Below are 12,504 nucleotides of genomic sequence, written 5' to 3' on the forward strand. Positions count from 1 at the left end.
GCGCGTCAGCGAGCTATCGGTAACGACGGCGTCGCCCCACACCGCATTCAGCAGTTCTTCCTTTGCGATCAGCTTCTGAGGATTGCGCAGCAGGTACAAGAGCACCCGAAATGTCTTCGGTTCGACCGGCAGCACCTCACCGGCCTTGACGAGACAGAACTCCCGCTCGCGAACCTCCACGTCAGCGAATTTGAAAACAATGGACTTATTCCCCGTCACAAAGCTCCCTGATCCGCCCTCTGAAATTCATCCTCATGCTCCGAAATTGATCCGGAGTCCATCAAGACCGTTCAGAACCACGCGCCCAGAGTTCCTTCAGCCAAACCGGCTGAGGAGCTCTCGCGATGGCAACCTTCAAGTGGTTCGCTCCCTTTGTTCTTGCGGCAACCATTATCGAACCGCTGTCGGCGGAAACTCATTGCCCGGGAAGTGTTGCAAGTGTACCCCTTCATCTAGTGAACCGGTATCAGATGATCGTGGCGGTTTCCTTGAACAAGTCCGGCCCCTACAATTTTCTCCTGGATACAGGCACCGAGATCACGATGATCGATGTCTCTCTGGCAGGAGAGCTTCATATGGAGACCCATGGGGCGGCCGTCGTGGCAGGCGCCGGGTTTCAAGTGGCTGCCTCCTTTTCGCAACTTGACCAGATTGCAGCGGGTTCCCAGATTGTCTCCAACCAGAAGGTGCTGGTGTACGACCTGCAGAAGCTCAAATCTGCCGATCTTCAAATTCAGGGAATCCTCGGCGAAGATTTTCTTGAGCACTTTGATGTGCTTATCGACAACGCGCACAACCGCCTCTGTCTCGAAGACACTGGCGCTATGCGCACGGCAGTCAAAGGGACCCGTGTACCGCAGCTGACGCAGGCTTCGGCCACAGACAGTGCCGCTTAGCTAAATCCGCTTATCATTGCTGTCCGTTTGTCCGACGGAACGCGGCCTGTTCGACTCAAGGATTCCCGCACCTCGGAGTTCGATGGACTGCTGTCAACGGGGCTCTTCAAGCGCGTCTTCATCAGCCACAACGATCACGTTGCTGTCCTTGACCCCTGGTAGGGAAGGACTTGATCTGCGATTCAGTCGAATGAATCTTGAGTTGTGATTTCGCCGATGCGAAGCCTTTTCCTAAAATGACATGAACGCGGAAAAGCTGCGGCCCGATGGGGCCGCAGCTTTGATTGGAGATGTTGCGAAGAATCTAAACGCGGACGAGGACGATCGGCCGTTCTCAGCGTGGAGAATCGGCTTCGCTCGATGAAATGCAGACTACGAAGATGCGCGAGCGGCTTCGCCTGGGTTGACGAGGTCGCGCAGTTCCTTTGAGGGTTTGAAGTAGGGAACGCGCTTGGCGGGGACTTCCACACGCTCTCCAGTCTTGGGGTTGCGGCCAATGCGGGGATTGCGCTGGCGAATGCGGAAGGAACCAAATCCGCGGATTTCGATCTTGTCACCGCTCTGCAATGCAGAGATCACCGAATCAAAAACCGTTTCCACGATGACCTCGCCATCGCGGCGCGTGAGGTCGCCCAAGCGGGTGACCTTTTCCACCAGATCTGCCTTCGTCATGTCCTCTGGCCTCCGTACCACAGGATAAACGCATTCGCGACATGGAGTTAAGAAAAAACCGATTCTTCTGTGGAATAGGCCTTTCTTGACCATGGACCGGGAGGGTGTAGTAGACGTTTCCCGCGGGAAGAGTCCCCAGGGGCGGACGCCACGGGTTATCATGTCCTGAGTCTTCCCCTGCTGTCGAGTCATCCAGAGGGAAGGAGCAAGACGCCCGTGGAATTTCCCAAATACAGCGTTGTCATTCCGGCATACAACGAGAGCGCCCGAATTCCGGCGACGCTTGAGTCGGTCGTGGCTGCAATCCGCGCGAACGGTTGGGACGCTGAAGTGATCGTGGTGAATGACGGTTCGACCGACTCGACCGCGCAACTGGTGCGGAATTTTGCTGTGAGCGCTCCGGAGGTCCGGCTGCTGGAAAACCCCGGAAATCACGGCAAAGGCTACAGTGTGCGGGCGGGAGTTTTGAACGCGCAGGGCGACATTATCATGTTTACCGATGCCGATCTCTCGGCGCCGATGGAGGAGGCCGGCCGGCTGTTCACAGCTATCGGCAATGGCGCCGATATTGCCATTGGTTCGCGCTGGCTGGAGAGCGGCCGCCAGACCCATCGCCAGCCGCTTTACCGGCAATTTTTCGGTCGCTGTTTCAACGCGGTTTGCCGCATGGTGATGCAGTTGCCGTTTGCCGATACGCAGTGCGGATTCAAGGCATTTACGCGATCGACAGCGCAGACAGTTTTCCAGTTACAGACCATTGAGCGGTGGGGGTTCGACCCCGAGATTTTATTTATCGCCATCAAACGGGGATTCCGTGTGGTCGAGGTTCCGGTGAGTTGGGCGCATGACGAGCGGTCGCGGATGAGCTATCTACGGGACGGGTTGCAGATGCTGAAAGAACTGGCGATCGTGCGGTGGAATGCTCTGACTGGGCGGTACAACAAGCAAACCCAGGCTATTCTTCGGACCGGAGAAACTCGCTAACAAGGCGCCGCCCCCGTTCGACTCCCTGGGTCCTTCCCCGGTCCCCAAAAGCGAGGGACCGGGGGCACCGGAGACGGGGTAACAAAGAGCTGCCTCTGTTCGATTCCCTGCGTCCTTCCCCGGTCCCCAAAAGCGAGGGACCGGGGGCACCCATCAACGTGGTTTGCTGGAGTCGTCGTACAGTTCAGCTTTCTCGCACACCGGAGTGGAATGGTAGGTTGTACTGGAACCTGCACGAGGTCCAATCTGCCCTATGGTTTGCCGATCCGCAAAGCGCACGCTCCGGCATCTCGCGTTTGCCCTTCCCCTGGCGCTGTTCGTCCTGTTCGCGCATCCGGTTCGGGCGCAGACCTTCGATGCCACCCATCTTCGCGAACCGGCGAATCTGGCGATGAAGTGGCTGGTACAGGCGGGTGATAACCCGGCCTACGCGTCTCCGGACTTCGATGATTCCCATTGGACGCTATTTGATCCATCCGGCTTAATCGAATCTTTGTTTCCGCATCATCCGGATGTGGTCTGGTATCGGCTCCACGTCAAAGTCGACCCCACGCAGACCGGCCTCGCCCTCAGCGAGATTAAGCTCTCGCGTGCGTTTGAGATTTATGTCAACGGGGAGCGGCTGATCCGATCGGGACAAGTGGTGCCCTTTGTGCCGTACACCTCCGACGCAAGACTGCTGGCGCACATTCCCGATCGCGTGCTGGCGTCGGGGGCTATTGTGATTGCCCTCCGCGTCCACATATCGGCACTTGAATGGAATGTGGGTCAGGACCCGGGTTTGTACTCCGGCAATCTCACTCTTGGGCAAGAGAAGACCCTTTATCGTTACGACTGGCTATCAATCATCGGTGAGAACACCTTCGGCTGGATTAGCGATGGTCTTGGAGTCTGTCTTGGCTTTGTTGCCCTGGTGCTTTTCGCCGCGCAACGGCGACAAACCGAGTATCTCTGGATCTTTGCTGTTGGAATGATGGGACTCGTTCTGATTCCGACGCTTGTGATCAGCCAGCTTCATAACATTCCAATCGGATGGGTGTTGTTCTCGGATGCAACTCGTCTCGTATCGCCCTACATCTGGGCATCGCTCTACTTTTCATTCGTTCACTTGCGGACTGGCTGGCGGTGGCGGACGTCTCTCATTGTGATTGGTGTTCTCTATTTCATCGGAGGGCTTCATGGCTGGTTCATAGACTTGTCATTGCCACTTCAGACCGTCACCAATCTTCCGTTCGTGATCTTTCTTTCCGTTGTCATCCCGATTGTGCTTGTGGTCCATTGGCGCCGGGGAAATCGCGAGGCGGGGATCCTGCTCATCCCCGTGATCCTGTTCAGCCTATACATCTATGCCCTGGTCGCGATGCAGATGCTGTTTCAGTTTCCCTCCTGGAGGCAGTTTTCACTTCGAGGCTTGAACCTGATTAACCGTCACCCTGTCGGTCCATTCTTCGTATCGCTGAACAGCATGTCGGGAGTCTTGTCGGTCGTCTCTCTGGCGATCATCATGCTGCAACGCTCCAGTACCATGAGCAGGCGGCAGGCGCAGCTCGAGGGTGAACTGGCCGCGGCACAGGAAGTGCAGCGAGTTCTTGTTCCCGAGCAGACGGGCGGAGTTCCCGGCTTCGCGGTTGAATCTGTCTACGAGCCGGCACAGCAGGTCGGCGGCGATTTTTTCCAGATCCTGCCCATCGGAGGAGGCGGGATCCTGATCGTTGTTGGAGACGTCGCAGGCAAGGGATTGCCTGCAGCGATGCTGGTTTCGGTGCTGGTGGGCGCGGTTCGCGCCGTGGTTGAATACACAAGCGGACCTGCAGAAATTCTCGCTAATCTGAACGAGCGCCTGGTTGGCCGGTCAGGCGGGGCATTCTCGACTGCGCTTGCGGCTTTCATCGCTCCCGATGGACGCGTGACGATTGCAAACGCCGGCCATCTTTCGCCGTATCTCGATGGGAAAGAAATGGAACTTCCCGGGGCGTTGCCTCTGGGGGTTGCGAGTGCGGCGCGGTACGAGACCGTCGAGTTCCAGATGGATGGCGGCAGCCGTCTTACGTTTTACTCGGACGGAGTGATTGAAGCGCAGAGGCCGGACGGCGAGTTGTTCGGATTCGAACGCGCACAAGAGATTTCGATGAAGTCCGCGGCAGAGATTGTCGAGACTGCGAAGCGCTTCGGGCAGGAGGACGACATCACTGTCGTTACTGTGACCCGCACAGCAGTAGTTGCGAGTGCGGCGTGAGGCGTACTTTGGTTTGAGCTCTGGGACTAAGCGGTAGCTGTCTTTGCGATGGATTGCAGGCCGCGTGCTTCGATTTCGAATTCGCGGATCTTGTATTTCTGGATTTTGCCGGAGAGCGTTGCGGGAAAATCGTCGACGAAGCGGACGTGCTCAGGAATTTTGTAATACGCGATTTGCGCTTTGCACCATTCACGAATCTCGGATTCGGTGGCTTCCATTCCGGGCCGGAGACGGACCCATGCCATCACAATCTCGCCGAGGCGTTCATTGGGGATGCCGACGACCTGCACCTCGCCGACCTTGGGATGCGTGTAAAGAAATTCCTCGACCTCGCGGGGATAGATGTTCTCGCCGCCTCGGATGATGACGTCGCGCGAGCGGCCGGTGATATGCAGGCATCCATCTTCGCGCATGACGCCAAGGTCTCCGGTGTGCAGCCAGCCGTCGGGCTTGACCACGTCCGCGGTGCCGACGGGATCTCCGTCGTAGCCTTTCATCACAGCGTAGCCGCGCACGCAGATTTCGCCCTGTATTGTCATGGGGAGGCGGGCGCCATCGGTGGGTGAGACGACCTGTATTTCAGTTTGCGGCATCGCGCGGCCCACGGTGTTGACGCGGATTTCCAACGTATCGCCGGCGTCGCTCATGGTGACTACCGGCGAGGTTTCGGTCTGACCGTAGGCGATGACCAACTCACCAATGTGCATTTCGTTGAGCACGCGCTTCATCAATTCGACGGGGCACGGAGCGCCGCTCATCATGCCGGTGCGCAGGCTGGTGAAGTCGAAAGTGGAGAATTCGGGTATGCCGAATTCGGCGACATACATTGCCGGTACGCCGTAGACCGACGTCGCACGCTCATCGTGAATTGCTTGCAGGGTGGCGCGTGCGTCGAAGGTCCAGTTGGGAAAGATGAGGGCTGCGCCGGAGTTTAATGCAGTCATTGTCCCGATGACGCAGCCGTAGCAGTGGAAGAGCGGCACGGGCACGACGATCTTGTCCTGCTCAGTGTAGTGAAAGCCGTGGGCGAGAAACTGGCCGTTGTTCACCACGTTGTGGTGGGTGAGCATTACGCCTTTCGGGAGGCCTGTGGTTCCGCTGGTGTACTGGATATTGGCGATGTCATCTACTGATACTTGATCGGGCAGTTGCCCGGCAGACTCGAGGAGCGCGGGCCAGAGAGGGGAGTCGAAGTAGATGGTGTGTTCGAGGTCCAGCTTCAGGTCGTGGCAGGCGCGGTTGAGAATCTCTTCGTAGTCAGCATGCTTGTCTTTGTGCCAGAGAAACAGAGCCTTCATCCGCGAGCGGGTCAGCGTGTATTGGAGCTCATGGGAGCGATACGCGGGGTTTACATTGACCAGGGCCGCACCTGCACGTGCACAGCCCATGTGCAGCATTACCCACTCGACGCAGTTGGTGGACCAGATGCCGACGCGGTCGCCGCGGCGTATGCCGAGCGACCAAAGGCCGCGTGCCACGCGATCGGCGGCATCGCTTAGTTCGGCCCAGGTCATGCGCGCGGACTGGTGGCGCGAGGCGACGGCGAGGCGGTCGGGAAAGCGGCTTGCGGTGCGGTGGAGGAGCGCGCCGATGGAGAGGTCGAGGAGCGGAAGGTCGGGTCCGCGAGTGTAACTCGGAGTTGTCGGGTCTTCGTCGACGGGCATGGGGGGCTCAGAACTCCAAAGGGGCAGTGTAACCCGCTCGTATAGGGCCAAAGTGTGATCTAGCACACATCCAGGAAAACTGAATGCGGAGGGAGCCTTGGCGGAAATGGATGGAAAGCAGATTCTTCGCTCACCACCTCCGAACTGAAGTACGTTCGGGGCCCCGTTCGCTCCGAATGACACCGCAAGGGCTTACTGCAGGGGTGTTTCCCACTGGCCGGTTTGGGCGGATTGGAAGATGGCTTCGATTACGGCCATATTGGCGATGGCTTCTTCTAATGGGATGGGCACTTCGCCGCCTTCAAGGACGGCGCGGGAGAAAGCATCGCCCTGCATGGTGTACTGGTCGGCGGTGGGGAATTCTTCGACCTTGATGCCGCTGCCGAAGAGTTCGCCGGATTCGTCGATGAGGATGCGGGTGGGTCGGTCTTTGGGGGCGTTGAAGGGGATTTCGATTTCTATGCGTCCGGTGGTGCCGAAGAACTGGACCTTCTGATACGGGACGAGCTGGGTGCTGCAGGTGAAGATCGCCTGGCCAGCTTCGAAGTCGAGCATGGCGGAGGTGAGGCGGTCGATCTTCATCTTTGGATCGCGATCGATGAGGCCGATAACGCGTTTGGGTTCGGCTCCGAACCCGTAGCGTGCGGCCTGAATGCAGTAGCAGCCTATATCGAGCAGCGCACCGCCGCCGCTTTCAACATGGTTGCGGATGTTGGAAGGATCGTTGTTGAAGTAGCTGAAAAATCCAACGACAGATCGCAACTGGCCGATGCGGCCTGAGCGCAACAGTTCGCCAACGCGCAGCCATTGGGTGTAGCTGCGGATCATGAAGGCTTCGCCGATTTTGACGCCGGTGCGGGCGCGGACCGCAAGCAGGGTTTTGGCTTCGGCGACGGTGAGGCTGATTGGTTTTTCGCACAAGACATGCTTGCCCGCTTCGGCGGCCTTGATGGTCCAGGGAACGTGCATCTGGTTGGGCAGGGGATTGTAGATGGCATCGATTTCCGGGTCGGCCAGCAACTCCTCATAGGAACCGTATGCCTTGGGAATACCGAGCGCGGAGGCTGTCTTCTGGGCACGGGACAGGTCGCGGGAGGCGATGGCATCGACGCTGGTGGAACGGCCGAGCTGCATGGCCGGCAGAACTTTCTTGATTCCGATGTTGGCGGTGCTGAGGACGCCCCAGCGGAGTTTGGTTGGCATGGGAGTCATCATACTTCGTGCGCTTGGTTGCTATCGCGATTGGGAAAGCGGCCTCGGCTATAATCGAGACGAGTTTCCTGATGAACCCCACTCCAACTTCTGAACCAACCTCGCCGGCTCTACGTGTACATGTTTCGTCTCATGATGAAGCGACAAATGCGCAGTTGAGGCGTTCGCCTTCGGGGCATGGCGAGACGCGCAGCGCGCGGCTTTTTCATCGCATGTGCCTGCTGGTTTTGCTGATCGTGGTTTCGGCTGCGTCGTTCAGTGCGTTCTACCAGAAGTGGCATTTTCGCGAACAGGGCGCGCGCGGGACCGACTTGATCGCTGAGTTCGATCGCATGATCGATGGCACTGCCCACCGTCCGTACATCTATCGGCAGATGATTCCCGACCTTGCCAATTCGCTTACCCGGGTGCTGCCGGTTGACGCGATATCGCGCAGGGTGCCGCAAAGGGCGAAGGATCGGATTAGTGTTGCGTTCAACCTGACTTCAAAGGCATACCCCGCACAATATTTGATTTTCTATATTGCGACGTATCTGTTCGCGTTGTTTGCAGCCGTGGCCTTGTACAAGGTTTGTACCGCTGCGAATCTTGCGGAGCCGTTGGCAGTGTTTGCGGCGGTTGTGTTCATGCTCCTGTTTCCGCTGTTCGGGGTGAAGGGCGGATACTTCTGCGACTATCCGGAATTGTGCTTTATGGCGGTGGCCGTCTGGATTGCGCTGAAACTCGACTGGTGGTGGGTCATCCCTATCGCCGCGCTGGGAACCTGGAACAAGGAATCGTTCCTGCTCTTCATGTTTACGCTGTATCCGCTTTTCCGGCAGCGGCATTCGCGGATGAACTCGCTGATTGGAGTGGGTGTTCTAGTGGCAGTATGTGCAGCGGTCTACCTGCCGATCCGTCTTCATTTCGCGCACAATCCGGGTGGAACGGTTGAGTGGCATTTGAAGGATCAGATGAGTTTTTATCTGCATCCGTTCCAGTTGGACACGTGGGTGGACAGGACGTATGACCTGATGTTTCCTGCGCTGAGCGCTCCGATTCCGACGGTTCTGCTGATTTGGACAGTCTGGAGAGGGTGGCGTTTTCTGCCTCTCCGGCTCAAGGGCCACGCGCAGATCGCGGCTGTGATCAACATTCCGCTTTTTCTGCTGTTCTGCCAGCCGGGAGAGTTTCGCGACCTGAGCATGCTGTACGTTTCGTTTCTGTTTATTCTGGCGTTCAACCTGCAGGAGTGGATGGGGTCAGCCGGGCTCAAGCGGGTGGAGGCGGCGGCTTAGGCATTCTGCTGACTGTCGTCAAACGCGGCCTCGACCCAGTTTTCGGGTGCTCTGAGACTACGTTGGGATCGGGAAGCCGATGGTGGGCGCTGCAGGATTCGAACCTGCGACTTCCACCGTGTGAAGGTGGCACTCTACCGCTGAGTTAAGCGCCCGGGCTGGAGGGGTGCCGCGGATCGGCGCGAGGCGCGCCAGAGGGGCTCCCTGTACGGTAGAGTATCACCAGCGACACTCGACGGCCAACCTGGGCGCTCTGCCAACCCGGAGCCGTGTGAATTCGCTCCAAGTTACTGATGCGCTGGCGAGTACGCTCAATCCGAGAGGTTCGCAAGTCTGCTCCCGGGGACGAGCCGCCGGCTTTCCCCGTCCCCTTTGGCGGAACTTTGGGCACGCCCCGCTTCGAGCTTGCATCGGCCGATGGGACTCCAGTTTGGGGTGGTTCCAGGGCGGCTATGTCGAGCCAGTCGGACGAGGACGAGGCCGGGCAACGGTTTGGCGTGGATTCCGGCCGGAAAGGGCGAGAAGGCAGCCAGCAGGCCGACCAGCGCTCGGGGGGTCGAAAACCGTTAAACAATGCAAAATCAGAGCCGGAAACTGACGAATTTGCGCAACCTTCCGATACGGACGGGGTTCCTGAAGATATGGCAACCCTGGTACTGGACAATCCGGCACTGGGACGGGGCACGGCTCTGAATCCGCCCGAACCGCAACGGCCCGTCAATTACGCCCAGGACGAGTCGAGTGATGCAGCCGTAATGCTGCGGGTGGCGGCAGGCGACGAGGCAGGTTTCAACTACCTGGTGGGCAAGTATCACCGGGCAATGAACAATTTTCTGTTTCGGATGGTGCATAACCAGGCGGTTGCCGAGGAATTAGCGCAGGAAGTGTTTCTGCGCGTGTATCGTTCGCGTGAAAGCTACAGGGCCGAAGCGAAGTTCACCACGTGGCTTTATCGGATTGCAACGAATCTTGCGGTAAACCACGCACGCGATACACGGCACGAGCGGTCGGCGTCGACGATTTATCTGGACGCGCCGGACGAGGAGTCGGGGACGACGCCGGATGTGGCAGATGACGCTCCCTCGGTGGAGCAGAGTATTTTGCGGGATGAGCGCATGGCGGCGATCCGGGCGCATGTAATGGCTTTGCCGGAACGCCAGCGCATGGCGGTGTTAATGCACAAGTATCAAGGGATGGATTATCGGCAGATCGGCGATGTATTAAAACTGAGCGAGTCGGCGACGAAGTCGCTGCTTTTCAGGGCGTATCAGACACTGCGGGATAAGTTAAAAGACTTCGTGTAGGGATTGAAAGCCGGGGACACCGGCGGGGAGTGGGGTGGTAGCGATGGAATCGATGAACAAATGCACCGCGATGGAAGAGAAGCTGGCAGAGATGCTGCTCGATCCGGAAGCGGCGCCTGCCAAGGTGAAGACTCATGTTGCGGAGTGTGAGAGCTGCCGCCGGGAGCTGGAGGGGCTGCGGGCCACGATGGATCTGATGGATGCCTGGACGACGCCTGAGCCCAGTCCCTACTTCATGACGCGGCTGGGCGCACGGATGCGCGAGGAACGCGAAGCTCCGCGGCAGTCATGGTTCCAGCGCATCCGCGCCCGCTTTGCTTACGGTCCTCAGATGCATGCTCGTCCGCTGGCGGCGATGGCGTTGACGGTGATGCTGCTGATCGGCGGCGGCACGTATCTGGGCGTAACCAACATTGAGCAGCCACAGCCGAAACCGGATGCGGACGCAGCCGTGGTGCACGATCTGCAGACCCTGGACAGCAATTCGCAGGTGCTGGATCAGCTGGAGGCGATCTCCGACAACCCGAATGACGCGATTTCGGACGATCCGAATTCGGATGATCCGCAAGCGCAATAGTTGAAGAAAGTGCAAGAGATTTTTTTGAACGGCGGGGCCAAGAGAATGAATGGGGAACGGAGCAAAAGCGTTGCAAAGCAGACGCGCCGGACGGTTCTGACCGCCGTCGCACTGGCAGCCCTTTGCCTGCCCCCTGCGGCCTTGGTTGCAGAGCGCCAAAATACGGCGCGTCCGGCTCCGAGCTACTCTACGCCACGGCAGCAGAGTCGCCCGACATACACGCATCCACAATCACCGCGCCAGCAGAACCAGGGCCGTCCTGCGCAACAGTATCCAAACAGAACGCCGCAGAATCGCGCGCCGCAACCGTATCAGCCGTATCGTGGATCCGGAGTTCAGGGGCAGCGCCCGATACAGAACCCGTATGCACCACCGCAGGCGGGCGCTCGCGGTGCTTATCCAAATTCGAATTACAACGCTCCGGTAAATGGGCGGCAGACATATCCCGGAACGGCGCTGCAGCTTTACGCGCCGCCGGGACATCTTGGCGCGTGGCTGAACACACATCGCAATGTTCCGGAGCCGCAACAGCAGCAGATGCTGCGGAGCGACCCGAGTTTTCGCCGGCTTCCGCAGGGCGAACAGCAGCGCTTGATGAACCAGTTGAATCGGGTGAACCGGATGCCCGACGCGCGGCGGGAGCGAACGCTTGCACGTGCTGAGAACCTGGAACGGCTCTCGCCTGAAGATCGCGCCCAGGTTGCGGCATCGGCGCGGCGCTGGAACGGCTTGCCGCAGGATCGTCAGACGATGATGCGCAATGCGTTTCGCGATTTGAAAGCAGTTCCACCGGATCAGCGATCGATCGTGCTGAACTCGAGCCGCTATCAGGGGCAGTTCAGCCCGGAAGAGCGGGGCATCCTGTCGAACATGTTGCGTGTTGAGCCTTACGCGCCGCCGCAATAGAGCGTCAGTGGGTTTGATATTCCCGTCGAGGATTGGCCTCGGCGGGATTTGTTTTTTGGGGGCCGTTGGGGTCGGGGTGCTAAAGAGGGGGGCATTGACGGGGGCCGAAAAGCAGAAGCAGATTCTTCGCTCACCACCCCCAAACTGAAATTGGGGCCCCTTTCACTCAGAATGACACCTACGAAATTATGATGCGATTGCGCTGTTTCACTTTTAGGGCGGGAGAGCCAGCGTAGACGGTCCAGGGTTCGAGGTCGCGCGTGGCGACGGAGGCGAGACCAAGGACCGCGCCTTCGCCTACGTTGACGCCGGGAGCGACGCAGGCGCGCGCGCACACCCATGCATAGGCGCCGACTTCCATGGTGTAGGCGAGGAGCGGAAAGGCGGGATCGTCGAAGTCATGGGTTGCGCCGCAGAGGTAGGAGTTCTGCGAAAGGATCGCATGGGAGCCGAGACGGACAGGCGCGGGGTTGTAGATTTCAGCACCATCGCCGGCGGTGACCTGATCGGCGCAGACCAGGTTCCAGGGCGCCCATACGCGCGAGCTTGGATAGAAGTGGCAGTGCGGGCCCATCTTTGCGCCGAAGAGGCGTAACAGCATCGAGCGCCATCCGTGAAAGGGGCGAGGCGAGAGGCGATAGAACAGGGCCCAGCAGATATTCCAGGCGAGGCGCGCGATGCGGTTGCTCGCGGAAAACGCGGGTCTCAAAAACGGATCCTTTGCCGTTTCGGGGGCAATGTTATCTGCCGCGTTGTAGTGGACTTGGCGGGGCATC

12 protein-coding genes and 1 tRNA gene are annotated in these 12,504 nt (G+C 58.9%); 7 read left to right on the forward strand and 6 right to left on the reverse strand.

The window, feature by feature from the left end:
• A partial coding sequence (locus VK574_RS01570; protein WP_472798046.1) for a winged helix-turn-helix domain-containing protein occupies positions 1–219 on the reverse strand: 219 nt, incomplete at its 3' end.
• A 125-nt stretch (positions 220–344) separates the two neighbouring features.
• Here VK574_RS01570 and VK574_RS01575 point away from each other — a divergent pair.
• Positions 345–896 carry a retropepsin-like aspartic protease gene (locus VK574_RS01575; RefSeq protein WP_472798047.1) on the forward strand — a complete coding sequence of 184 codons (552 nt, stop codon included), beginning with the start codon at positions 345–347 and terminating at the stop codon, positions 894–896.
• 372 nt (positions 897–1,268) lie between these two features.
• Here VK574_RS01575 and VK574_RS01580 read toward each other — a convergent pair whose 3' ends face one another.
• A complete protein-coding gene (locus VK574_RS01580; protein WP_472798048.1) occupies positions 1,269–1,568 on the reverse strand; it encodes an integration host factor subunit beta in 300 nt (99 codons plus the stop codon).
• Between the two features lie 216 nt (positions 1,569–1,784).
• On the opposite strand from VK574_RS01580, the gene VK574_RS01585 reads away from it, so the two are divergent.
• Together VK574_RS01585 and VK574_RS01590 are read left to right on the forward strand one after the other, a co-directional pair.
• Positions 1,785–2,552: a dolichyl-phosphate beta-glucosyltransferase gene (locus VK574_RS01585; protein ID WP_472798049.1), complete on the forward strand. Its 768-nt coding sequence runs from the start codon at positions 1,785–1,787 to the stop codon at positions 2,550–2,552.
• A gap of 253 nt (positions 2,553–2,805) precedes the next feature.
• Complete coding sequence (locus VK574_RS01590; RefSeq protein ID WP_472798050.1) at positions 2,806–4,788, forward strand: PP2C family protein-serine/threonine phosphatase; 1,983 nt, start codon at positions 2,806–2,808, stop codon at positions 4,786–4,788.
• Positions 4,789–4,814: 26 nt separating this feature from the next.
• Here VK574_RS01590 and VK574_RS01595 read toward each other — a convergent pair whose 3' ends face one another.
• Both VK574_RS01595 and VK574_RS01600 read right to left on the reverse strand, forming a co-directional pair.
• A complete protein-coding gene (locus VK574_RS01595; RefSeq protein WP_472798051.1) occupies positions 4,815–6,452 on the reverse strand; it encodes an AMP-binding protein in 1,638 nt (545 codons plus the stop codon).
• 192 nt (positions 6,453–6,644) lie between these two features.
• On the reverse strand, positions 6,645–7,655 hold the full coding sequence (locus tag VK574_RS01600) for a Gfo/Idh/MocA family protein (RefSeq protein ID WP_472798052.1): 1,011 nt from the start codon (positions 7,653–7,655) through the stop codon (positions 6,645–6,647).
• Positions 7,656–7,735: 80 nt separating this feature from the next.
• On the opposite strand from VK574_RS01600, the gene VK574_RS01605 reads away from it, so the two are divergent.
• Positions 7,736–8,941: a hypothetical protein gene (locus VK574_RS01605; RefSeq protein WP_472798053.1), complete on the forward strand. Its 1,206-nt coding sequence runs from the start codon at positions 7,736–7,738 to the stop codon at positions 8,939–8,941.
• Between the two features lie 80 nt (positions 8,942–9,021).
• On the opposite strand, the gene VK574_RS01610 is transcribed toward VK574_RS01605, so the two are convergent.
• Positions 9,022–9,096: transfer RNA gene (locus tag VK574_RS01610), tRNA-Val, on the reverse strand.
• Between the two features lie 297 nt (positions 9,097–9,393).
• Between VK574_RS01610 and VK574_RS01615 the strand changes: the two genes are divergently transcribed.
• The 3 genes from VK574_RS01615 to VK574_RS01625 are packed head-to-tail and all read left to right on the forward strand — an operon-like array spanning position 9,394 to position 11,728.
• Positions 9,394–10,245, forward strand: a complete 852-nt coding sequence (locus tag VK574_RS01615; protein ID WP_472798054.1) for an RNA polymerase sigma factor — start codon at positions 9,394–9,396, stop codon at positions 10,243–10,245.
• A 52-nt stretch (positions 10,246–10,297) separates the two neighbouring features.
• Positions 10,298–10,822 carry a hypothetical protein gene (locus tag VK574_RS01620; RefSeq protein WP_472798055.1) on the forward strand — a complete coding sequence of 175 codons (525 nt, stop codon included), beginning with the start codon at positions 10,298–10,300 and terminating at the stop codon, positions 10,820–10,822.
• A 45-nt stretch (positions 10,823–10,867) separates the two neighbouring features.
• On the forward strand, positions 10,868–11,728 hold the full coding sequence (locus tag VK574_RS01625) for a DUF3106 domain-containing protein (RefSeq protein WP_472798056.1): 861 nt from the start codon (positions 10,868–10,870) through the stop codon (positions 11,726–11,728).
• A 178-nt stretch (positions 11,729–11,906) separates the two neighbouring features.
• On the opposite strand, the gene VK574_RS01630 is transcribed toward VK574_RS01625, so the two are convergent.
• Positions 11,907–12,503 carry an LbetaH domain-containing protein gene (locus VK574_RS01630; protein ID WP_472798057.1) on the reverse strand — a complete coding sequence of 199 codons (597 nt, stop codon included), beginning with the start codon at positions 12,501–12,503 and terminating at the stop codon, positions 11,907–11,909.
• Between the last annotated feature and the right edge of the window lies 1 nt (position 12,504).

The organism is Occallatibacter sp., from assembly GCF_035317045.1.
In the GTDB taxonomy this organism is placed as follows: Bacteria; Acidobacteriota; Terriglobia; order Terriglobales; family Acidobacteriaceae; genus Telmatobacter.

Bases quoted from the DNA above. Each gene is read 5' to 3' on its own strand.
- VK574_RS01575 (WP_472798047.1), top strand. From the start codon at position 345: ATGGCAACCTTCAAGTGGTTCGCTCCCTTTGTTCTTGCGGCAACCATT.
- VK574_RS01580 (WP_472798048.1), bottom strand. From the start codon at position 1,568: ATGACGAAGGCAGATCTGGTGGAAAAGGTCACCCGCTTGGGCGACCTC.
- VK574_RS01590 (WP_472798050.1), top strand. From the start codon at position 2,806: ATGGTTTGCCGATCCGCAAAGCGCACGCTCCGGCATCTCGCGTTTGCC.
- VK574_RS01595 (WP_472798051.1), bottom strand. From the start codon at position 6,452: ATGCCCGTCGACGAAGACCCGACAACTCCGAGTTACACTCGCGGACCC.
- VK574_RS01600 (WP_472798052.1), bottom strand. From the start codon at position 7,655: ATGCCAACCAAACTCCGCTGGGGCGTCCTCAGCACCGCCAACATCGGA.
- VK574_RS01605 (WP_472798053.1), top strand. From the start codon at position 7,736: ATGAACCCCACTCCAACTTCTGAACCAACCTCGCCGGCTCTACGTGTA.
- VK574_RS01615 (WP_472798054.1), top strand. From the start codon at position 9,394: ATGTCGAGCCAGTCGGACGAGGACGAGGCCGGGCAACGGTTTGGCGTG.
- VK574_RS01620 (WP_472798055.1), top strand. From the start codon at position 10,298: ATGAACAAATGCACCGCGATGGAAGAGAAGCTGGCAGAGATGCTGCTC.
- VK574_RS01625 (WP_472798056.1), top strand. From the start codon at position 10,868: ATGAATGGGGAACGGAGCAAAAGCGTTGCAAAGCAGACGCGCCGGACG.
- VK574_RS01630 (WP_472798057.1), bottom strand. From the start codon at position 12,503: ATGCCCCGCCAAGTCCACTACAACGCGGCAGATAACATTGCCCCCGAA.